We start from the raw sequence: 20,485 nt of genomic DNA, 5'->3' as shown, positions 1-20,485 counted from the left end.
TTGCCCACGTTTAGGTTTGATGAGAGCAGGTTCAGGGCTGTAAGCTTTCTTCCCTCGTCCAACAGGGCCTTCGTGGACAGCTGTATAGCGAGCGACGCCGGCAGGATATGCGTCTCCCAGGTCAGCGAGAGGACCATAAGGATAGCCGAGCCTGAGGCCAAGGACTTCAAGGCCCAGCAGCTGGGGTCGCCCGAGCTCGTCACAGGGGATTACAGGGTGCAGCTGCTGCCTCACATCAGGGTAACGCGCGGGGGCGTGACGATCTTTGAGGAGTGGGAGCCGGACGACAGGCTGGTGCGCGGCGCTAACAGGACTTGGGTCGACCCTCTCTTCGTTGACGTGAAGCCCACGGAGAGCTGGCTCAACTACCGCACCATAGTTACCGGCAAGGTGACCTGCGCTGACGGCAGGGCCTGCAGCTCCTTCGCCGTTTCACTCAGGCCCGGCGAGCCGCTGTATGGCCTTGGGGAGCACTTCGGGCACATAAACAAGAGGGGAGGCGAGTTCATAACTTGGGCGGCGGACGCGCCCTCGACGCCCAACTACGCCACCTACGTGCCCGTGCCCTTCATATGGTCCCCGAGGGGCTGGGGGCTCCTTGTAAACACCTACTCCCCGGTTTACTTCGACCTCGGCAAGAACTCGTACGACAGGCTCCTCATCATGGTCAGGGGCCCCCTGGACCTCTACCTCTTCCTGGGAAGCCCAAAGGAGATACTGGCGGAGCTCTACAGGCTGACCGGGACCCCCAAGGCGCCTCCGCCCAAGTGGAGCTACGGCTTCTGGCAGAGCAAGTGCGCCTACTACAGCCAGGACGAGGTCCTTAGCGTCGCCAGGGAGCTGAGGAGCAGGGGCTACCCGGCCGACGTCATCCACATAGACCCGCCGTGGGAGGGCAACTGGAAGAAGTACAGGTGCGACACTATAGACCTTGAGTGGGACACGTCGGCCTTCCCGGACCCCAAGGGGCTGGTGGACGAGCTGCACAGGATGGGCTTCAGGCTGTCGCTCTGGATGAACCCTTACATAGAGCCCGGCACCAGGCTGTGGGCCAGGCTTGAGAAGTACATGGTCAAGTCAAAGCTGGGGGGCCTTGCAACCCCGGCAGCTGACTGCCAGAGGAGGGAGGGGGCCGGCATAGTGGACCTGACGGACCCCGAGGGCTTCAGGGCCTTCAAGGAGGCGCTCAAGGACCTGGTGCTTCCATACGCGGACGTGATAAAGGCTGACTACGGCGAGGCCGTACCGGAGGAGGCGGACTTCAGGAACGGCATGAGCGGCGAGGAGGCCCACAACTACTACCCGCTCCTATACATGAAGGCCGTCTACGAGGCCACGGTGGAGGCCAAGGGCTACGGCATAGTCTGGGGCAGGTCAGGCAGCACGGGCGTCTGGGCCTACCCCCTGAACTGGGGCGGCGACGTGCCCTCAAGCTGGGAGGGGCTAAGGCAGGCCATAAGGGGGCTGCTCTCATACCACGCCAGCGGCGCCTTCTTCGGCTCCTTCGACGTGGGGGGCTTCATAGGGAGGCCGAGCGACGAGCTGTACCTCAGGTTCCTCCAGGCGGGGGTAACTGTGAGTCACGTGAGGGCCCACGGCGTGACTGACAGGGAGCCTTGGAAGTACTCACCCAAGGAGACCCTTGCAGCGCTCAAGCTGCGCTACAGGCTGCTGCCCTACCTCTACTCGGAGTCATGGAGGTCCGTAGAGGAGAGGGTGCCGCTCGTGAGGCCGCTGCCGCTCGAGCACCCTGACGACCCCAACGTGTATGACATAGATGACGAGTTCTACCTGGGCTCGAGCCTGCTGGTGGCCCCGATAGTTGAGGAGGGCCAGAGGGGCAGGGGTGTTTACCTGCCGGAGGGGAGGTGGATAGACTACTTCACGGGCAGGGAGTACGAGGGCGGCAGGTGGGTGACCATATCATATGACTCGCTCGACAGGTTCCCGCTGCTGGTCAAGGAGGGCTCAGTGATACCACTGCTGGGGGTTGAGGTCGACCACGTGCCTGACGGCCGCTTCAGCCCAGTGGAGTTCCACGCGTTCAAGGTGACGGAGGCGGAGTACCCCTACTACGACGACGGCGCCAGGGCCGCGGTAAGGTGCAGGGGAGGCACCTGCTCGGCTGAGGGGATGCCGGCGGACGTCAAGTACACGTTTATCTACCACGGCTGAAGCGTTTAATCCCACCGAGCACTCAGGTCAAGGGTGGCGCGCATGGTAAAGATATTTGTAATCTGCACGGCTGGGAGGGACGACATAAACAGGGTCAACATGGCCATAAACTTCGCCCTCGGCGCCAGGAAGAACGCGGGCGCCGACGTGTCATTCATGTTCCTCGGCAGGGGCGTTGAGTACCTTATGAAGAACGCGGCCAACGCAGACGAGGTGAGGAAGCAGATAGAGCAGATGAAGCAGGCCGGCATAGACGTGGCCTACTGCAGTGTCTCAGCCAAGGGGCTCGGGCTGACGCCAGACATGCTGATAGAGGGCGTTGAGCCCGTGATGGGCGGCGTCCACACGGCTAAGAAGGTACAGGAAGGCTATGAGGTTGTCTCCTTCTGACCCTCTAGACCCACTCGCTTCTTTAGGCCTAGACCTTGAGTTATCCCAGGTGCAGGGCTTGGCTGTCCCGGGCCACGCGGCCAGGTCTTACATAAGGGACTCCGTGGACGAGCAGGTTCAGCCGGCGGGCGTCGACATAAGGCTGGGGGAGGTCATGGAGTTCCTGAACGAGGGCGAGCTGAGGGCGAGCTCCAAGAGGCTCCCCGACGTCAGGCCAGTGAAGCCAGTGGACGGCCTTTACAGGCTCCAGCCTGGAGCCTACAAGATAAGGTTCCTTGACGTTGTCGCAGTTCCCCCGGACGCCGTCGGCATCTGCTACCCCAGGAGCACGCTGCTGAGGATGGGGGTCACCATCTCATGCGCGGTGTGGGACCCCGGGTACACGGGCAGGGGGGAGGCCCTCATGATAGTGGCCAACCCCCATGGGGCCGTCATAGAGCAGGGCGCCAGGGTGGCCCAGATGGTGTTTATAAGGCTCGAGTCGAGGCCCTCCTCGCTCTACAGGGGCTCATACCAGGGCGAGAACCTATAGCCTGACGACGGCAGGCACTATAATAGGAATTAGCAGGGTAAGCACCACCCCCTGGACAAGGCCCTCAAGGCCTGTCTCGGGCCCGGCGTACCTAGTTATGACGCCAAGCGTGGTGTCCATCGACGTGGCGCCCCCCATAACGACGGAGCCCTCCCCTATGAGCCTGTCAATCGCGGGGAAGAGGGCGAGGGTCAGGTCCTCCCTGAGCTGGTTTGCCACGAAGCCTATGACACCCATGGATGGGCTGAAGAGCGACAGGAACGGCCCTGTGAAGGAGTACCAGCCCGAGCCCAGGGCGGCGGCCACGGTGAGCCTCAGCGGGAGGCCCAGGAGCTCGGCAATGGCCAGCCCCGCCGCGGCGTCACCCACGAGCGCGGCGGCGGTGAACATGAGGCCCACGGAGAGTATCCTCCTGCCAGCACTGGCGAGCCTCCTCCACGAGAGGCCCACGTAGGCCCCGGCAGTCGCGACAACTATATACAGGAAGATGTAAGCGTAGGGCAGCACGTCGTCTGGCCTTGGCCTCAGCGCCGCCCCCAGGGCAATGCCTATAACAAACGCGGAGGCCGTCCTAGCCGCTGCCCTTAGCTCTTCCCTCAAGCCTCCTCAGCCCCCACTCAGCTATATAGGCCCCCAGGATGCCTGGAAGGACCGCTATCAGCAGGGAGGCCGCTGTTATACTTACTGCGCTCCTCCCTATGGAGAGCACCTCGGAGCCGACCACGAGGCCCATTGAGAACACGAGGGCCAGTATGAATATGGTTGACGTCGTGTCAAGGACCTTTAGGTGGCCCGACCCCTTGCCCTCGAGGGCGAGACCAACTATGAAGCCCACGGCCAGCGAGAGGTAGAGGATCTCCTCTAGGCTCACCTCAGTAGCCCCTCAGGAGGGCCGCGAAGTTTTAGATTAAAAGGGTGCACTCGTCATGCGTAGCCCAGCCTTCTGTAGAGCTGGGCCGCCTCGTTCAGGTGCTTCCTGCCTATCCTCATGTGCTCCCCCATCTCCACAAGTACGTCCATGCCAGCTATGAGGCTCTCGAGCGTGGCGTGGGACGTGTAGATCCTCCTTATCTCGTCCTCGCCGGCCTTGTATATCAGCATAGCTGGGGGCTTCGAGGCGTCATAAACCGCCACCTCGGCGGGCCTGTTGGGCTCTATGAGCGTCTCCTCAAGCCCCGCCAGCTTCCTGAGGGACTGGCTCAGCGAGAGCGCGTCGCCAAGGTCCTCGAGGCCGTAGCCTCCTCTCCCGGTCAGCACCAGGTGCTCCCTGTCGCCGTCCTCAACCTGGCCCCCTGGGCAGTCCTTGCCGCCTATGGTCACCATCCCCCTCAGTATGGGCTGTATGGAGAAGGCCTCCGTGCACGACGGCCTGGCGACGCCGTAGAAGCCGCCTATCCTGCGGGCCAGGTCAAGGGCGAGGGAGCTTGAGAGGCTCTCGACCAGGGCGGTGGTCACCCCCATCATGTGGAGCTCGTAGACGCCCGGCAGGGAGGCTGTGAACAGCTCCTCGTCCTTGAGCCTCCTGTAGAGCTCTATCCTAGCCGTCAGGGAGGGCCTCGCATACCTTATGGGGTAAGCCGCCACATCTGCCACGGCCGTGAGCCCGGGGACAACGACCCTCCCCTCGCCGCCTATCACCAGCGTGGCGTCCTGTATGTCATCGGGGGCGGGCTGAGGCCCCACGTCCCTTATTATGCCGTCCTCTATGTAGACGTAGGAGTCCCTTATGACCTCCTTGCCCGTGTAGACCGCCGCCGCGTTAATCAGCACGGTGAGGGTCATCTTTCATCCACGTTCCCTTTGGTCTTCCGTGGGTAATTACGCGTGTCGGATCGCTCCTCCCATTGAGGAAGTCCTCAGTCACGTGAGAGGTTAAAATCGCTGGACTTTATGCTTACAGTGGACTAAGGGGCCAGATGGGTTGAGCGGTGAACCGACGACCTACGTAACAGATGTGGACTCCATAGTTGACGGTAGCCTCAGGAAGCTCGTGGAGTCAGGCAAGGTTATGGGCAGGGTGGTTATACCGAAGGGCGCAGTCGACTACTTCTACTCGGAGGCCAAGGCCGGCAGGAGCGTGGGCTTCACGGGGCTCCAGGAGCTCGACAGGCTGGCCAGGGAGGCTCCCAACGGCGTAACCATAGAGGTCTCAGCCGAGGTGGAGGGCGAGAGCTACGAGAGGCTCAAGCTGTCCGTGAGGGACTACGCGCTGAGGCGCGGGGCCGTCCTGGTGACGAGCGACCCCATACAGGCCCAGGCGGCCCAGTTCATAGGCGTCAAGGTGCTCTACACTGGCATGCCCAGGGAGGGCAAGCTCAGGATAGAGGAGTACTTCAACGAGAAGACAATGAGCGTACACCTCAAGGAGGGGGCGGCCCCGCTGGCTAAGGTAGGGAGGCCCGGGAGCTGGCTCTTCGTGAAGCTCTCTGACAGGCCGCTTGAGAGGTCAGAGCTTGAGGAGATGGCAAGAGAGATAATCGAGAGGGCGCTGACTACAACTGACGGCTTCGTCGAGATAGACAGGAGCGGCTCCACCATAGTTCAGCTGGGCGACTACAGGGTCGTCATAACGAGGCCCCCGCTGAGCGACGGGTGGGAGATAACCGCGGTGAGGCCGATAGCGAAGCTCAAGCTTGAGGACTACAACCTGCCTGAGAAGCTCATGGACAGGCTCCTCTCGAGGGCTGAGGGCATACTCATAGCTGGGTCGCCCGGCGCCGGCAAGACAACGTTCGCCCAGGCCCTGGCCGAGTTCTACGCCAGCAGGGGCAAGGTAGTGAAGACCATAGAGTCGCCGAGGGACATGAGGCTCTCGCCCTCTATAACGCAGTACTCCAAGAACTACGCTGACATGACGGAGCTCCACGACATACTCCTGCTCTCGAGGCCCGACTACACGGTGTTCGACGAGATGAGGGACGACGAGGACTTCAAGCTCTACGTGGACCTCAGGCTGGCCGGCATAGGCATGATAGGAGTTGTTCACGCCACGACGCCCATAGACGCCGTCCAGAGGCTGGCCACCAGGGTGGAGCTCGGCATGATACCAAGCATCATTGACACTGTAATATTCATAGACAGCGGCCAGGTCAGCAAGGTGTACGAGCTGGGCATAACTGTCAAGCTGCCGACGGGCCTCAAGGAGGAGGAGCTCGCCAGGCCGGTGGTGGAGGTCAGGGACTTCCTGACTGGCGAGCTGGAGTACGAGATGTACACCTTCGGCGAGCAGGTCATGGTCATACCCGTGGGCCAGAGGAGGTCATCGCTCAGCATAGAGGACAAGGTCTCAAGGATAGTCCCAGGCGCCGAGGCCGAGGTCAGGGACGGGGCCCTCATAGTTAAGCTCCCCAGGAGGGCGAACCTGAGCTCGAGGAAGGTCAGGAGCCTCAAGAAGCTCGCTAAGGAGGAGAACCTGGACCTGAGGTTCGTGCCGCGCGAGGACTGAGCCAGTCGGACAGCCTACTAACGTTCAAAAACTCGCTGGGCCACGCCCAGCTGGGAGCTTTATGGCCTCAGCTGACGTTGCCGAGGTCCTCTCTAGGTTCTCAAGGGAGGCCCTGGTAAAGGGAATAGGGCAGGAGGGCGTCAAGAGGCTGAGGGAGTCGAGGGTCGCAATAATAGGCTGTGGGGCCCTCGGCTCCACCGAGGCTGAGCTGCTGGCCAGGTCAGGGGTAGGGTTCCTGAGGGTCGTTGACAGGGACGTGGTGGACTACACCAACCTCCACAGGACCCACATGGTGGGCGAGGCGGAGGCCGAGCAGGGGGTCCCCAAGGCTATAGCCTGCAGGGACGGCGTGGCGAGGATAGACAGGTCGGTTAAGGTTGAGGCTTACATAGACGACGTTGACTCGGACAACATAGAGGACATAGTTAAGGACGTTGACATAGTGCTTGACGGCACGGACAACATGGACACCAGGTTCGTGATAAACGAGGCCGCGGTGAAGTACAACAAGCCGTGGGTCTACGCCGGCGTGAACTCCTGGTATGGCACTGTGATGCTCATAGAGCCCGGCAGGGGGCCGTGCCTCAGGTGCCTCATCCCCGAGGGCCAGGAGGGGCAGCAGGCCTCATGCGATATCATACCTGCAATAGGCACCGTGACAACTATAGTTGGCGCCATGGCCGCCAACCTCGCTATAAGGTACCTGGCGGGCGACGGGCCCGAGCCAGGGGTCCTGTACTCGATAGACGCCAGGGAGAACACCGTTGAGAAGGTTAAGGTAGAGAGGAACCCCTCGTGCCCCGTCTGCGTCAGGAGGGAGTTCAAACTCCTCTCAAGGCCCCCGAGGTTCGGAGTTATCAGCAGGGTCTGCGGCAGCGAGGCGTTCAAGCTCAGGCTCCCGCTTGACGCCCCTGAGCCCCAGGACCTGGCATCCAGGCTTTCAAGCAGGTTCAGCTGGGTGGTCTCAAGGCCCAACTACGTGAAGGTGGTCACTAAGGAGGGGGTGAGCGTCACAGTGCTTGGAAGGAGGGTCGTAGTGATAGAGGGAGCCATGAACGAGGACGACGCCAGGAGGGCCTACGACGAGGTGGCTGAGGCCGCGGGGCTCCCTACCTACTGAGGTGCGGGCCTTGGCCTGGAGGCTCGTGTGCCCCAGGTGCGGCTTCAGGGGCGAGGAGGGCAGGTACTACCACAGGTGCCCCAGGTGCGGCTCGCCGCTGGAGTTTGAGGGGGAGAGGCCGAGGTACGGGAGGCTCCTCGGCGAGGGCTCAACCCCCCTTGTCTACAGGGAGACGCCGCTCGGCCCCATAGGCTTCAAGCTGGAGTACGTCAACCCGACGGGCAGCTTCAAGGACAGGGGCACGGCCTACTCGCTTCAGCTCGCCAGGGACCTCGGCTACAGGTGCGTGGTCGAGGACTCGAGCGGCAACGCGGGCATCTCCACGGCCGCCTACGCCTCGTTCCTTGGGCTGGAGGCCGTAGTGGCGGTGCCCAGGACGGCGGCCCCCTCCAAGAAGTCAATAATAGCGTCGCTGGGGGCCAGGGTGGTCGAGCTCGACAGCAGGGAGGAGGCGGCCAAGTACGCGGAGGCCATGGCTGGCAGGTGCTTCTACGTGGCCCACTCTGTGAGCGCCGCCTTCCTTGAGGGGATGACCTCAGCTGGCAGGGAGGTGCCAGAGGGCTCCGCCGTGGTGGTCCCCTCGGCCAGCTTCTCGCTGTTCCTTGGCATCTGGAGGGGCTCAGGGGGCAAGGTCAGGCTGTACGCCGTGCAGGGGGTGCAGAACGCCACCCTCAGGGGCCTCGTGGAGCCCATAGCCGTTGGCTCCGGCAGCACGTCGTCCCTGGCCGACGGCCTGGTGCTCCCCTCGGCGCCGAGGGCCCAGGAGGCCGCTGATGCCATAAGGAGGAGCGGGGGAGGCCTGGTGCTGGTCTCGGACAAGGAGATAGCGGAGGCCACCAGGGACCTCTGGTCCATGGGGCTCATGGCTGAGCCCACCTCGGCCTCGGCATATGCAGCCCTGAAGCTCCTGAGGGAGGTGGGCGTTGACGTGGGCGGGTTCATAGCCGTGCTCACGGGCAGCGGGCTGAAGTTCTACGACCTGGTCTCTAGGATCCGCACCTTGACCTGAGCTCCTCAACGCAGGACCTGACGCACTCCGCGAAGTCCTTCCCTCCCAGGCTGACCTCTGCGCACCTCTCCCTGCAGACCTCCACCACGTGGCCCCTGGTGAAGGGGTCGCACTCGTCGGAGCTCACGGCAGCTCGTGTTACCAGCCCCGGAGACGTTTATCAACTTTTGTATACAGTATTACAAGGGTATTTTCAGGTAAATATTAGGAGAAACCTTTTTTAGGCTTTTTGGATTCTATTAAATATTTGGAGAAGAGGTGAGAAAAATGGAGAGGGGGTACAGGCAGGCTAACAGGCAGAACCAGAGGCTTGAGGCCGTGGCTGACCTATACATCACTATCTACAGGGTGAGGTCCGGGTGATAAATAGTCCCTGCGGCCGTCACGACCACTGTTGGTGAAAAGCTTCCTTTTTTCCTTCAACGTCCGCTTTGTAGCATTTATCTGGATCTCAGTCAGACAATTTGCCGAGCTTCTGGAGCTGCTCCTCAACGTCCTTCATGCCAAGCCTTTCAAGCGTTGACCTCCTTATGTAGCCAGTCCTCCTGTCCCACCCAAAGGCATCGTAGGCCTCATCTACAAGGCCGTCTGGGCTCTCAACCTTGAGCCCCTTGGCGGGCCCCGTGAGTATAGGCGTTATCATCCTCTTGGGCAGCCTGTCGTGCTCCCTGGTGAACCCCTCCCTGAGGTTGAAGGCCCTCTTCAGGTTCCACGTCCTCTCGCCGGCCAACAGCACGTCCTGGGGGGTGGTCTCTATGCCTGTCAGCGCTGTGTATATCCTGGCTATCCTCCTTGGACTTATGACCCCGCTCTCGGGCCCCGCCGAGTAGAATATGCAGAGGCCCACGTTGTTGAAAGCCTCCCCGTAGCTGGCCAGCGCCCTGTAGGCTATCCCCTTGCCGACTCCCGTCTCGGCGAGCCTGTCAGGCAGCGGCCACGGGAGGCCGAAGTCCTTGAGGCCGGCGTCCACCTGCATCATGTCGTACGACGGGTATATTGGGTGCACGTGGCAGGCGCCCCTCGGGCTTATTGCATACTGTATGGCCAACAGCTTGGACTCGACCCTGGGGTCGTGGGCGGGGAACTCGAGGCCCTTGACATGGTTCACCAGCTCCTCGGCGCCCCTGCCTATGGCCTTGGCGGCCCTGTAGCTCCCCTCCGCCAGCAGGTTCCCGAAGCCCTTCCTGTAGGCTATCATCTCGACAAGCTTCACGTGTGTCTCGGGGTCGTTCCACCTCAGCTCAAGGCCGCCGGTGTCCTGCTTCGTTATTATCCCCTTCTGGTACGCCTCTATGGCCCACGCTATCGTGTGCCCCGTTGATATGGTGTCCAGGCCGTAGTTGTTGGCGAGGTAGTTGACCCTTATTATGGCCTCCATGTTGTCTATCATGTTCATGGGGCCGTTCATGTCGGCAGTCTCGTACTCGGGGCCCTCGTTGGGCGGGGTGGCGAAGGGGCCGTAGGCGACGTAGCTGTACCTGCTGCACCCTATTGCGCAGGCGTGGCACGCCCTCCTCTTTATCATGTAGTTCCTCTCGAGCGTCTCGTGCGACACCCTGTCGGCCGCCTCAAAGTAGCCAGTCTCAAAGTTCGCCGTGGGGAGCCCTCCCATGGCGTTGGTTCCCAGGAGCCCGCCTATGGTGCCGTGCTGTCCCATGAACCTCTGGCCTGGGTCGGCCTTTATGCCTCCCTGGGCCTCGAGCGCGGCAGCCATGAAGCCCTCCGGGTCGTAGACGTCTATCCCCTCGCCGCCGGCCGCCACCACGGCCTTGAGGTTCTTCGAGCCCATGACCGCCCCTCCGCCCGTCCTGCCGGCCGCCCTGTCATAGTCGTTTATTATGGCGGCGAATCTGACCAGGTTCTCCCCAGCCGGGCCTATGGCGGCCACCGAGGCTTCGTGAACCCCTGTGTCATCCCTGAGGGCGTCAGTGACCTCATGTACTGTCATGCCCCAGTACCTCTTTGCGCTCCTTATCTCAGCCCTGCCTGACTCAAGGTACAGGTAGACGGGCTCGGGGGCCCTGCCCCTTATGACTATTAGGTCAAAGCCGCTGTACTTCATCCACGAGCCGAACTTGCCCCCTGACCTCGTCTCCCCCCAGCCGCCCGTCATGGGGGCCTTGAAGGCCCAGTATATGTTGCCGCTGCCCGGGGCCAGGGTCCCCGTGAAGGGGCCGGCGGTGGCTATGAGAATGTTGTCGGGCGACAGCGGGTCTACCCCCGGCTGAAGCTCATCCCAGAGCACCTTGGCGGCGTAGCCGAGGCCTCCCATGTACATCTTGACGTAGTCCAGCCTTAGCTCCTCCACGCTGGTCTTGCCAGCGGAGAGGTCAACCCTCAGGATGCGGCCCTTGTAGCCGTACCACTTCACAGCAAGTCCCAGCCTGTCGGGGAGGCCAAGCCGTATAAAGTGGAGCTCAGGCCTGTAAGGCCTATCCATGACTATAGGAGGGCTTAGTATTAAGACGCAGACTATAGCTCAAGGAAGAATTAGTCTAAAACAAGGTGATAGGGAGGGTTAAAACCTGCGGCTCCTCCCGAAGCCGCGCCTCCTGGGCGGGGCGTCCTCAACTACCTTGTCGGAGAGGTTGTTTGACGTGTTCACGTTCTCTATCTGGGCGTCCGACTCGCTCAGGGTGCCGCCGCGGCCCAGGTTCAGCCTCATGTGGCCCTTGAAGGTGCCCACGAAGCCGTTCCTGACGGTTATGACGGCGCCCGGCCTAACGGAGTCTATGTTCCTGTCCCACAAAGTCATGAGTATGCTGCCGCTCTCGTCTCCAACTAGGGCATCGGCAACCCTGTGGGTTGACCCGTCCCTTCCGCTCACGCTCCTGGGCTCCTCAACCTTGACAACCTTCACAGTGAGGCTGTCAACGTTGACGCCAGGAGCCAGGTCCTTTACCTGCACTCCTATTTACCCAGTTCCCGTTGGGCGGGGCCCTTATAAGCTAAGATGAAGTACTTGGAGGGCGACGTGGCTGAGCTAGTCAATATCAACATTTTTAAATATCGCTGGAGGGGGGAGCCCTGTGGGAACATGAGGCTGCTCTTCGTCGTGATGGATGACCCCTCAGGCCTTGAGGGGTCCATAAGGGCCGCCCACGCCTTCCACTACGCAGTGGGCCTGGCGAAGGCAGGCCACGAGGTTAAAGTATACCTCGACGGCCCGGGCGTCAAGATACCGGTGTCGGAGTCGCCCTACAGGGGGCTCAGGCCAGCGTTTGAGGAGGTGCTCAGGAACAACCTCCTTCTGGGGGCCTGCGGCTACTGCGCCTCCCCTCCGCACCTGAACCTGAGGGAGAGGCTCAAGGGGTTCAGGCTCATAGGCGATGAGGAGCACCACTACGCCTTTGAGGACCTGGTGGCGCAGGGCTACCAGATAATAATGGCTTAGAACTTAAGGCCTGGCACAAAGCTTTAATTGGTTCCCCTTGAAGCTCTAGCGCTGGTGGGCCCGTCGTCTAGATTGGTTAGGACGCCGCCCTCACACGGCGGAGGTCGCCGGTTCAAGTCCGGCCGGGCCCACCACCTTCAGTCACAGCGTTATGGGCCTCCCGTGGCCAGGGTAGATGACCTTGGGCCTCAGCTCAAGGAGCCTCCTGAGGCTCTCCTCGGCTAAGGCGTAGTTCACGTTAAGGGCCCTGGAGGGCAGCGAGGGCCTCCCGTTGCGGCTCACTATAGCGTCGCCGCTGAACATCACTTCGTCCTTAACGTAGGCCGTGCTGCCCGGCGTGTGCCCTGGGGCGAGCACCGCCCTGTAGCCCTCGACCACGTCACCTTCGTTGACCCTGACATCTACGTGGACGGCCCTGGCCCTGAGCAGCGCCTGGAAGATCGCCGTCAGGGCGCTGCCCGAGGGCCTGGCCCTCCCCTCGATCACGTCGGCCTCCAGCGAGGGGGCAACGACCCTGCAGTTGAAGGCCTTTACAATTTCAGCCGCGTACCTGACGTGGTCCACGTGCTGATGCGTTATGAGGAGGTACCTGACCTTCACCCCGTGCTCCTCGGCCACCCTGGCCACGTCGCTGGCCCTGGCCCCGGCGTCTATGAGGATCCCGTCGCTGGTGAGGTAGGAATTTGACATGCCCTTTATGCGGAAGACCTCCACCTGGCGGACGCCCAGGTGGGAGCGCGGGGAGAAGGTAAAACGCGGGCCGGCCTGGACCAAGAAAAATAGGCTTGGTGTGAAGGCTAAAGCCTCTCAGCTGGCCGTCCTAGGCCTCACGTAGAGGGGCGCCAGCGCGTTGAGGAGCAGGTCAAGCCCTGAGACCGCCAGGGCCGCCTCAAGCAGTGTAGGTATCAGCGTCATTGTGTAGAACTGGACCCCGAGGTAGCAGAGGAGGAGGGAGGCGAAGGTGAGGTAGGCCAGGTACCTCTTGGCCTTGCCCCCTTCCTTAACTATGTAGTCCACGGCGAGCATGGTGGCGGCCAGCAGGGGTATTATCATGAATGCGGTGACCAGGTGCCCCTTCATGAAGGCGTCATCGAACATGTAGCCGGGTCCCCCGCTGGGCGGCTGGCCAGGGCTCCCGAAGCCGAAGAAGGCCTCGTTGAACTCTATGAAGTAGCCTATGCCTACAAGTATGGCCATGGCTGCAACCCACGTGGCCAGGGTGGCGAGCCTGTAGAGCCTCTCGGCGTTCTGTCCAGACCTGGCCAGGTACGCGAGCGGCCCAACGTAGAGGGCCGCGAGCACGAGCATAGCTCCCCAGCCGGAGAGCCCTGTGGTGAAGTCGTCAAGTGCCAGCCCGTTGACCCCCTGAGGCCCGAAGGGGGCTATGGTAGGTATTGAGTAGGTGCCGACGCCCGAGGCCCAGTACAGGTAGGTGAAGACGATGACGCTGGCGAGGCCTATAATGAGGCCTGCAGCCGCGGCGGCCCTCGCCCTGCCCCTGAGCTCGGAGTACCCGAACCAGATAGCGGTGAGCCCAACAATGGCGTCACCCACCGCTGGGAGCATCTGGTGCGAGTGCGACGTCACGAGGTCTGACACAAAGGTCTGGTTACCAACGGCGTTAACTGTGGAGGCCAGGAAGGACAGGTGCCACGTCTGCGGCATGAGCGATACAATTCCATAGATGGGGGCGAGGGCTATTGACACGCCGGCGGCCAATATCAGCAGGAAGGGAGCCCAATACGCCTTGAGCCAGGCCCTCTCGCGGGCAGCCTTGAGGAGCGCTGCAACTATGACAGCGAGGGCCACCAGGTAGAGCAGCACGTCCCTGACGCCCTGGACCGCGTAGTTGGCCAGCGAGGAGGGGTAGTAGTTCTGAAGTATAGCGTTACCCACGAACGTGAGGGCGAGGGTCGGGTAGGTGGCGTAGTTTGCCAACAGCTTGGCCCAGCGGGGCAGGCCGAGCAGCTCGCACGCAAGTATTGCCAGGAGCAGGGTCAGGGGTATCATGAGCGCGTGGTAGACCGCCTGGGTCGATGAGTCGAAGTCGCCCGGCGATATCCAGTTAGCGCCGAGCAGCGGTGATATGGCGAACAGGACGGCGGTGTAAACAGCTATCGCGGTTAAGTTCTTCCGGGGGTCCGAGAGGAAGGAGTCTCCAGCTGACACCTTCCCACCAATTCTATTATAAGAGAAAGGGTCGTATATAAAGTTACTTATTTTGTAAAAATAAATATATGCGAGAAAATACTGGTTCATACTCCTTGCGGCCGCTGTAGTAAATAATTTATCTTAAATCATGTGATATATAGAAGCGCTTAATAGTGACGGCGGTCCCAGCGGCTGAAGGTGACCGGGATGGCCGTTAAGGTGCTTGCTGCCCCAGGGCCAGTCTCATACCCGCTTGTGGTGGCCGAGGACAGGGCCAACATATCACTGGAGTTCAGCAAGGAGGGCTCGGCGGACGCCGTGGCCGACTCGGTAGTGTCGCTGATCAGGAGAGGGCTGAGGGTGGACTACGTGACCGTGAGGGAGCTGATGACCGTTTACCCCGAGCTGAGGGGGCCAAGGGTGGGCGTGTGGAGGAGGGGGTCAGCCGCCGACGTCCTGGTCAGGGCCGCCATGGACATGTACGGGGTCAGGGCGTCGCTGGTCTACGCGGACGAGTGGCAGCAGCTTTACAGGATGCTCTCCTCGGGGGAGGTTGACAGCGCGGTCCTGAGCATAGCTATGGTCAACAGGAGGCCAACCCTTGAGGCCATGGTGGGGGCCCCCGGGGCGTGCGGGGTGAGCGTGCTTAACGCGGACGCCCTAGGCTACGTGAGGGAGGCCTACGAGCTTGGAGTTAACATGATGAGGAGGGACCCCGAGGCCTCAGCTGACCTGATAGCCTCAAGGCTGCCCATAAGGGTCCCCAGGGACTTCGTGCTGGGCATAATAAGGAGCGCCGAGTACTTCTTCAGGCCAGCGGAGGACGTGGGGAGCTTCACGAGGCTCGTGATGAAGTACCTGGGCAACGCTTAACTCCCGCGGGGCCACTGGAGCCTAGGGATGACGAGAGGTCTCATTGGGCTAAGCCGTGGCCGAAGCGCTCTTCGCTGACCCTCAGGCCATGTTCCTGAGCTCGTTGAATATGTAGGCGGAGCCTCCCAGCATAGCTCCGGCTATCACATAAGTGTACCCGAAGCCGACCGAGTTGGCCAGGAAGCCCGAGGCCAGGGACCCGGCGAAGTAGGCCGAGCCGGTGAGCGTGCTGTAGAGCCCGAGGCCCCTGCCCTCCCTGTTGCCCTTGAGCACCTCAAACACCATTACATTGGAGGCCGTGAAGAAGGTGGCAAAGGCTATGCCGGCGGCCAGGGGGTAGAGCGTGAGCCCCGTGCCGAGCAGGTAAACGGGGCCTCCTCCCGCGGACGTGGCAATTCCAATTCCTATGTAGGAGGCCCCCCTGGCCAGGAGGGCCCTGTAGGAGGCCCCGGCGTTGCCCTTTGAGGCGGCTATTATCCTGGGTGCGAGCTGGAACCCGGCCACCTGGGCCGCCATGCCGGCTGATATTACCAGGAAGACCTCTGACCTGGAGAGGCCCAGGGCCCTCAGGCCGTAGGGGTAGAGGGTGTTAAATATGCCGGACGAGACGTAGAATATAGTTATTGCTATGAACAGCATGGGCACGTAGGCCGCGGGGCTCCTGCCGAGCTTTATGAGCCTCAGGGGCTTGAAGGTGCTCTTTGATGGCAGCCTCAGGAAGAACGTGGGCACCAGCTTTATCCTGAGCAGGAAGCCCTCAATTATGTGGAGCAGGGACTCCCTCTCAAACGAGATCGGCGACCTGGGCACCGTGAGGGAGGCCCACGCCACTGAGGCGGCTGTGATCATTGTCATAACCTCAACTATGGTCCTGGTGGGCATGAGGCCCGAGGCTATGGCAGCGGTCACGTCCCCCGAGAAGTAGCCGACGGAGGAGAGCATGTTATACCTTGAGTAGGCGGAGCTCCACCTGGACTTCTCTATGGTGTCCATTATCAGGACGCTGACCGCCATGCCTACGGCTGAGGAGAAGAGGGACGCGGCGGCGTAGTACGCCGCCACCTCGGCCAGGGAGCTCGAGAAGGCCAGGGCGAGGAGTGAGAGCAGGGTGCCGGCGAGGCCTACGGTCAGCACGTCTTTCCTGTCGTACCTGTCTAGGGCGAAGCCCCATATCAGGGAGGCCAGTATGGAGGCCGCGGTGCCGGCTGATATAGCGTAGCTTACCCCCACCGCCCCTCCCCTGAGCTCGTAGACCTCAAGCGTCACCAGCGTGGAGAGTGGCCCCATGGCGAGGTTGAACGGTATCAGCGATATCATCCAGTCCCTGCGGTTCAAGCTCTTCCCTTGAAAGTGTAAAGAGGGCCCTCTTTAAAGCCGAGGAGCCCTAAGGCTCAGGGGTTTCGGGTGGGCCGCGTACTTGACGAGCTCAGGGGCTATGTGGCCGACCTGACCAGGCAGGTGGAGTCATCGCTGCAGGGCCTCGGCCCAAGCCTTGAGGCCCTCAGGAGGTTCGTGGTGAACGAGATGTACATAGCGCCCTACGACTACAGGGCGCTCTCGCTCTTCGTCCCCAAGGCGGCCGCTGACGACGAGGTGGACTTCATAATGGGCCTCCTCGAGGGAGGGCCCAGGTGGATAAGGAACATAAGGTCGCTCGCGGGGGAGCTGGGGGTGTCCTACAGCCCTGACCAGGTGAGCCCTGACGCCGTGGCCTACTCCCACTTCCTGACGTGGCTTGGCGTGAACGGCACCATGGGCGACCTGGCGGTGCTGGTCGGGGTCAACTTCAGGTCGTTCTGCGTCAACACCAACGTCCTGGCCGAGTGGGCCGAGTCCCTCGGCGTGAGGTCTGCCGGCTTCCTCAGGTGCAGGGGGATAGACGAGGCCAGGGAGTCGCTTGCAGAGGCCATAGCTGAGAGACACCTTAACATGGAGATGTACAGGCACGTGGCCCTGTCGGCCCAGACCTATGAGCTTAACTTCTGGAGGCACGTGGGCGGCCGGTAACACCGAGGGCGGCCCTCCATGGGGCTGCGGCTTAAGCCGAGGCGAGTAACGCAATTAGGTTCCCCTTAGCTTGAGTTAGCACCATGGGGCGCGCCCTTGTTAAAGGTGTGGACAGCAGCGCTGCTGATATTATTTATAGCGGCAGCCCTAGGTCCCTACGCTGCCAGTACCTCAGCGAAGGCCTCGGCGACCCTGCCAGTCCTCCTTAACGGGAGCTCCGTGGGGCTCTGCTACCCCTACCTCATAGCCCAGGGCGGGGTGCTGGACCTGGCGACGGGCTCCTTCACTGACCCTTGGCCTGGCGACGTCGCCCTGGGGGCGTCATGCGGCGACGGCTTCATAGCGGTCCTGGGGTACCAGGGCACCTACTTCCTGTACTCCTCCAACGCGTCCCTGGCCTGGGTGGTCAGGGAGCCCTACTCAGACATAATAGGCGTGTACAGTGGGATGGTGGTCTACAACCTGAGCAACGAGGCCTACGTCGAGGGCCCAAGGGGCACGGCGGCTGTGATCCCCCTGCCCCAGGGCTCCCGGGTCCTGTCGTTCAGCTACGCCAACGGCCCCCTGCTCCTCGAGGACGTCAACGGGACCCTTGAGCTCCAGTCGCCCCAGGGCGCGCTTCCGCTTAACGTGAGCGGCTCCGGCGGGCAGCCCACGGGCATCCTGAACGGGACGAGGGCCTACGTCTTCGGCTACGTTGACGGCCAGGGCCCCATGCTCTTAATATTTGACGTCAGCGCCAGCCCCCTGAGGGCAGTCCCCGTGGGGGAGTTCGTCGCCAGCTTTGTGCCGCTCGCCGTCTACAGGGCTCAGGGCGACGAACTCGTTGTCCAGGGCCCCCCAGGGCTGGAGCTGGTGACCGCCTGCTGCGGCAGGACCAGGGCGCAGGTCATAGGTGACGCGCTGCCGGTGCCTGACGGCTACTACGTGCCATCCTCGGGCTACAGCTACGTCATGAGCGGGGGCTCCTGGATCCCTGTCCCAGGGCTTGAGGTGGCCTCGCTGGGAGGGGTGGCCTTCATAACCGACTACAACGGCGTCACCTTGCTCGCGCCGGCCGTGCCTACAACCTTGGTCGCGGAGGCTCCCGTGTACGGCACGCTTAACATAAGCGGCCTCCTGGTCCAGCTGAACCTCACGCCCGGAGCATATGAGCTTCCTACCCCCTCCCTGCTGCTCGTCGGCAACAGGCTCCTTGACCTGCTTGGGGGCACGCTGGCCTACCCTGCCAAGGTAGGCGGGCCCGTGAGAGCAGTTTACGTTGTAAGGCCGCCGGCCGTCTCGCCGCTGGAGGTCTTCAGGCAGGTCACCTACATGGCCTCAGGGGGTGGGTCCCTCCTGCTGGTGGTGCCGTCAAAGGCCATAGTGCTCTCCCCTGGCGTTAATGTTACTGTGTCGCCTAGGCCCCTGGTCATCCCCGGCGAGTGGCTCTACGGGGGCCTCGGGCCGGGCGGGATAGCCCTGTACTCGGCCAACGGCACCGTCTACGTGTTCAGCTACAGCGGGAGCCCCGTGGCGGCCTACAGGGCCAACATAACGTTCGTGCCCACCTACATGGGGGTCTACAGGGCCTACGGCGGCTACTACGTCATGGTGGAGTCCTCAGGCCCCTTCGGCGCCTACATGTACGTCTACGGCCCTGGCGGCGCCAGCGAGTACCGGCTGCAGTCGCCGGTTGTTGAGGACCCGTCCTCTGGAGTTGCAGTTACGCCCGCGGGCGTTCAGGCTCCCGGGCTCAACATTAGCCTGCCCGCCGTTGTGAGCACCGCCTCAGTCAACGGGGCCTCGGCCGCCTTTCAGGGGGCTGACGGCAACCTGTACATAGTGAACCTGAGCTCCATGACGGAGTACGTGGTGATGCCCGCCTGGGGCGGCTACCTGAGGTACGCGCCGATGCCTGGGGGGCTCCTCGCAATATACAACAAGAGCAGCTTCACCGTCGAGATAGTTAGCTACGAGGGCCTGGTCCAGGGCGCCTGGCAGGTCAACATCTCAGCGTCGCCCCCCTCGGCTGTCATATACATAAATGGCACGAGGGTCGGCGTGGGCTCCGCCACGGTCTACGACATAGCGACGCCAATTAACGTAACCGTCTCTGCCGCGGGCTACGCCGCCTACTCCTCCACGGTGCTGCCCCTGACGTCTGAGGACATAAAGGTCAGCCTCAGGCCCGTCACCGTATACGCGACGCTCTCGGTGGTCTCACCCATACCCGTGAGCTACGTCGAAGGCTACATAAATGGGTCAAGCTTTAGGCTGCCGGTCAACTCGAGCCTCCAGCTTCTCTCGGGAATCCCCTACGAGGTCGAGGTCAACTACTTCTACCCGCTTAACGTCTGCGCCCCTGTGAGCGAGACAGTTATAATGAAGTCCAACGGGACCATCGAGGTCAGCTGTAGCCTCACGACGCCCGTCTTAAAGCTGGTCAGCTCGCTCCCCGCCTCAGTTAAGGTCAGCAAGTCAGGCGTTACCGTGTTCTCTGGCCAGCTGGAGCCCGAGGCGCCTCTCTACCTGCCCGTGGCGCCGGGGAGCTACGACGTGCTCTCTACAGCTAACGGCCTCTCAGCCAGCATTAAGGTCAACGCCACGCTGCCCCAGCTTTACTCCTACAACGTGACGCCGACGGCGCCGCCCGCCCCTCCCAGGGGCACAATAGAGGCGGTTAGCAACGTGAGCTCCGCCTCTGTTTACGTCAGGTTCCCCAACGGCACACTTGTGGCGGTCGGCGTTGGCCGCGTGGAGGTCTCCGTCTCCCCGGGCCAGTACGTGGTCTCGGCGGAGGGCACCGGCTACGTGGGAGTTAACAGGACCGTGACGGTCTCCCCAGGCTCCACTGTGAACGTTACCCTGGGCCTCGTCCCCGTCAGGCGCGGGGCCCCCGTTGTGAGGAACGTTAAGTACTACATTATAGCCGGGGCCCTGGCCGCCACTGCGATAGCGGCCTACATGGGCTACTCCTACTACAGGTCAAGGTCCCCCTACCAGGAGCAGCAGGAGATCTGATCACTGGGCCGCCCTGTTGAGGAGGGCTAAGAACTTTGACGGTATGCCCGTGCTGAGCATCTCCACTGCCAGCTCCACGTCAGCCGAGGAGGCCCCGAGGCCAAGCCTCAGGGCCGCCCTCAGGGCCGCCCTGACGAGGCTCTCAGGGTACCTGCTCGCCGCAAGCCTGTAGGCCCTGACAGGGTCCTCCATGAGGTACTGGACGAAGCCCCTGCCCACGGTCTCCCTGAAGTAGACCTCCAGGTCAGCCAGGAGGCCCAGGGCGGCCCTCCTGAGGCCGCGCTCTAGCATGAGGGCTTCAGGGTTCCGCGCGCTCGAAATAGGCTTCACCAAGCCTTAGCTTTGGAGCCCATTGGTTAAAAGCGAAGGCGTGCGGCCAGGCCAGC

Annotated in this window: 20 protein-coding genes and 1 tRNA gene; 11 read left to right on the top strand and 10 right to left on the bottom strand. The window is 62.3% G+C overall.

Going from position 1 to position 20,485, the window contains the following annotated elements; all coding sequences use genetic code 11:
* Genes ASAC_RS03880 through ASAC_RS03870 form a run of 3 tightly spaced genes read left to right on the top strand, consistent with a single transcriptional unit; the run spans position 1 to position 3,097 of the window.
* A complete protein-coding gene (locus ASAC_RS03880; RefSeq protein WP_013266690.1) occupies positions 1–2,175 on the top strand; it encodes a glycoside hydrolase family 31 protein in 2,175 nt (724 codons plus the stop codon).
* Positions 2,176–2,217: 42 nt separating this feature from the next.
* On the top strand, positions 2,218–2,565 hold the full coding sequence (locus ASAC_RS03875) for a DsrE family protein (protein WP_013266689.1): 348 nt from the start codon (positions 2,218–2,220) through the stop codon (positions 2,563–2,565).
* A 49-nt stretch (positions 2,566–2,614) separates the two neighbouring features.
* Positions 2,615–3,097, top strand: coding sequence for a deoxyuridine 5'-triphosphate nucleotidohydrolase (locus ASAC_RS03870; protein ID WP_013266688.1), 483 nt, complete (start codon positions 2,615–2,617; stop codon positions 3,095–3,097).
* Here the strand turns inward: ASAC_RS03870 and ASAC_RS07640 are convergent.
* Genes ASAC_RS07640 through ASAC_RS03855 form a run of 3 tightly spaced genes read right to left on the bottom strand, consistent with a single transcriptional unit; the run spans position 3,092 to position 4,879 of the window.
* On the bottom strand, positions 3,092–3,697 hold the full coding sequence (locus ASAC_RS07640) for a LysO family transporter (RefSeq protein ID WP_013266687.1): 606 nt from the start codon (positions 3,695–3,697) through the stop codon (positions 3,092–3,094). The genes ASAC_RS03870 and ASAC_RS07640 overlap by 6 nt on opposite strands.
* Positions 3,669–3,968 carry a hypothetical protein gene (locus ASAC_RS03860; RefSeq protein ID WP_013266686.1) on the bottom strand — a complete coding sequence of 100 codons (300 nt, stop codon included), beginning with the start codon at positions 3,966–3,968 and terminating at the stop codon, positions 3,669–3,671. Before ASAC_RS03860 ends, ASAC_RS07640 begins: the two co-directional genes overlap by 29 nt.
* Positions 3,969–4,021: 53 nt before the next feature.
* A complete protein-coding gene (locus ASAC_RS03855) occupies positions 4,022–4,879 on the bottom strand; it encodes an amidohydrolase family protein (protein ID WP_013266685.1) in 858 nt (285 codons plus the stop codon).
* Between the two features lie 139 nt (positions 4,880–5,018).
* Between ASAC_RS03855 and ASAC_RS03850 the strand changes: the two genes are divergently transcribed.
* From ASAC_RS03850 to ASAC_RS03840, 3 genes are all read left to right on the top strand, one after another.
* On the top strand, positions 5,019–6,542 hold the full coding sequence (locus tag ASAC_RS03850; RefSeq protein ID WP_048812795.1) for a PINc/VapC family ATPase: 1,524 nt from the start codon (positions 5,019–5,021) through the stop codon (positions 6,540–6,542).
* A gap of 61 nt (positions 6,543–6,603) precedes the next feature.
* Positions 6,604–7,662 (top strand): HesA/MoeB/ThiF family protein, encoded by a 1,059-nt coding sequence (locus ASAC_RS03845; protein ID WP_013266683.1) that lies wholly within the window; start codon positions 6,604–6,606, stop codon positions 7,660–7,662.
* A 10-nt stretch (positions 7,663–7,672) separates the two neighbouring features.
* On the top strand, positions 7,673–8,671 hold the full coding sequence (locus tag ASAC_RS03840) for a pyridoxal-phosphate dependent enzyme (RefSeq protein ID WP_013266682.1): 999 nt from the start codon (positions 7,673–7,675) through the stop codon (positions 8,669–8,671).
* Here ASAC_RS03840 and ASAC_RS07855 read toward each other — a convergent pair.
* The 3 genes from ASAC_RS07855 to ASAC_RS03830 all read right to left on the bottom strand — a co-directional run bounded on the left by ASAC_RS07855 (position 8,649) and on the right by ASAC_RS03830 (position 11,579).
* Positions 8,649–8,798 carry a hypothetical protein gene (locus tag ASAC_RS07855; protein WP_013266681.1) on the bottom strand — a complete coding sequence of 50 codons (150 nt, stop codon included), beginning with the start codon at positions 8,796–8,798 and terminating at the stop codon, positions 8,649–8,651. The two genes, ASAC_RS03840 and ASAC_RS07855, sit on opposite strands and share 23 nt — an antisense overlap.
* 324 nt (positions 8,799–9,122) lie before the next feature.
* The gene (locus ASAC_RS03835; protein ID WP_238523582.1) at positions 9,123–11,042 is read right to left on the bottom strand and encodes an aldehyde ferredoxin oxidoreductase family protein; all 1,920 of its coding nucleotides are present in this window, start codon (positions 11,040–11,042) and stop codon (positions 9,123–9,125) included.
* Positions 11,043–11,189: 147 nt separating this feature from the next.
* A complete protein-coding gene (locus tag ASAC_RS03830; protein WP_013266679.1) occupies positions 11,190–11,579 on the bottom strand; it encodes a single stranded DNA-binding domain-containing protein in 390 nt (129 codons plus the stop codon).
* A gap of 129 nt (positions 11,580–11,708) precedes the next feature.
* Between ASAC_RS03830 and ASAC_RS03825 the strand changes: the two genes are divergently transcribed.
* Both ASAC_RS03825 and ASAC_RS03820 read left to right on the top strand, forming a co-directional pair.
* Positions 11,709–12,065 (top strand): DsrE family protein, encoded by a 357-nt coding sequence (locus ASAC_RS03825; protein WP_148217266.1) that lies wholly within the window; start codon positions 11,709–11,711, stop codon positions 12,063–12,065.
* Positions 12,066–12,121: 56 nt separating this feature from the next.
* Positions 12,122–12,199, top strand: a tRNA-Val gene (locus ASAC_RS03820).
* 7 nt (positions 12,200–12,206) lie between these two features.
* Here the strand turns inward: ASAC_RS03820 and ASAC_RS03815 are convergent.
* Together ASAC_RS03815 and ASAC_RS03810 are read right to left on the bottom strand one after the other, a co-directional pair.
* Positions 12,207–12,779: an MBL fold metallo-hydrolase gene (locus ASAC_RS03815; RefSeq protein WP_013266677.1), complete on the bottom strand. Its 573-nt coding sequence runs from the start codon at positions 12,777–12,779 to the stop codon at positions 12,207–12,209.
* 93 nt (positions 12,780–12,872) lie between these two features.
* Positions 12,873–14,234: a hypothetical protein gene (locus ASAC_RS03810; RefSeq protein WP_148217132.1), complete on the bottom strand. Its 1,362-nt coding sequence runs from the start codon at positions 14,232–14,234 to the stop codon at positions 12,873–12,875.
* A 189-nt stretch (positions 14,235–14,423) separates the two neighbouring features.
* Between ASAC_RS03810 and ASAC_RS03805 the strand changes: the two genes are divergently transcribed.
* Positions 14,424–15,089, top strand: a complete 666-nt coding sequence (locus ASAC_RS03805; RefSeq protein ID WP_013266675.1) for a DUF3834 domain-containing protein — start codon at positions 14,424–14,426, stop codon at positions 15,087–15,089.
* Positions 15,090–15,170: 81 nt separating this feature from the next.
* Here the strand turns inward: ASAC_RS03805 and ASAC_RS03800 are convergent, their stop codons facing one another.
* The gene (locus ASAC_RS03800) at positions 15,171–16,424 is read right to left on the bottom strand and encodes an MFS transporter (protein WP_202965438.1); all 1,254 of its coding nucleotides are present in this window, start codon (positions 16,422–16,424) and stop codon (positions 15,171–15,173) included.
* Positions 16,425–16,493: 69 nt separating this feature from the next.
* Between ASAC_RS03800 and ASAC_RS03795 the strand changes: the two genes are divergently transcribed.
* Together ASAC_RS03795 and ASAC_RS03790 are read left to right on the top strand one after the other, a co-directional pair.
* A complete protein-coding gene (locus ASAC_RS03795) occupies positions 16,494–17,096 on the top strand; it encodes a TENA/THI-4 domain protein (RefSeq protein WP_013266673.1) in 603 nt (200 codons plus the stop codon).
* A gap of 105 nt (positions 17,097–17,201) precedes the next feature.
* Positions 17,202–20,099, top strand: coding sequence for a PEGA domain-containing protein (locus ASAC_RS03790; protein ID WP_013266672.1), 2,898 nt, complete (start codon positions 17,202–17,204; stop codon positions 20,097–20,099).
* On the opposite strand, the gene ASAC_RS03785 is transcribed toward ASAC_RS03790, so the two are convergent.
* Positions 20,100–20,429, bottom strand: coding sequence for a hypothetical protein (locus ASAC_RS03785; RefSeq protein WP_158303787.1), 330 nt, complete (start codon positions 20,427–20,429; stop codon positions 20,100–20,102).
* Positions 20,430–20,485: the final 56 nt, after the last annotated feature.

Origin of the sequence: Acidilobus saccharovorans 345-15 (assembly GCF_000144915.1) — an archaeon.
Taxonomy (GTDB): Archaea; Thermoproteota; Thermoprotei_A; order Sulfolobales; family Acidilobaceae; genus Acidilobus; species Acidilobus saccharovorans.
Note: the sequence above shows the minus strand (reverse complement) of the source record. Positions and strands in the feature narration are given on the sequence as shown.

Bases quoted from the DNA above. Each gene is read 5' to 3' on its own strand.
- ASAC_RS03875 (WP_013266689.1), top strand. From the start codon at position 2,218: ATGGTAAAGATATTTGTAATCTGCACGGCTGGGAGGGACGACATAAAC.
- ASAC_RS03855 (WP_013266685.1), bottom strand. From the start codon at position 4,879: ATGACCCTCACCGTGCTGATTAACGCGGCGGCGGTCTACACGGGCAAG.
- ASAC_RS03845 (WP_013266683.1), top strand. From the start codon at position 6,604: ATGGCCTCAGCTGACGTTGCCGAGGTCCTCTCTAGGTTCTCAAGGGAG.
- ASAC_RS03825 (WP_148217266.1), top strand. From the start codon at position 11,709: ATGAGGCTGCTCTTCGTCGTGATGGATGACCCCTCAGGCCTTGAGGGG.
- ASAC_RS03805 (WP_013266675.1), top strand. From the start codon at position 14,424: ATGGCCGTTAAGGTGCTTGCTGCCCCAGGGCCAGTCTCATACCCGCTT.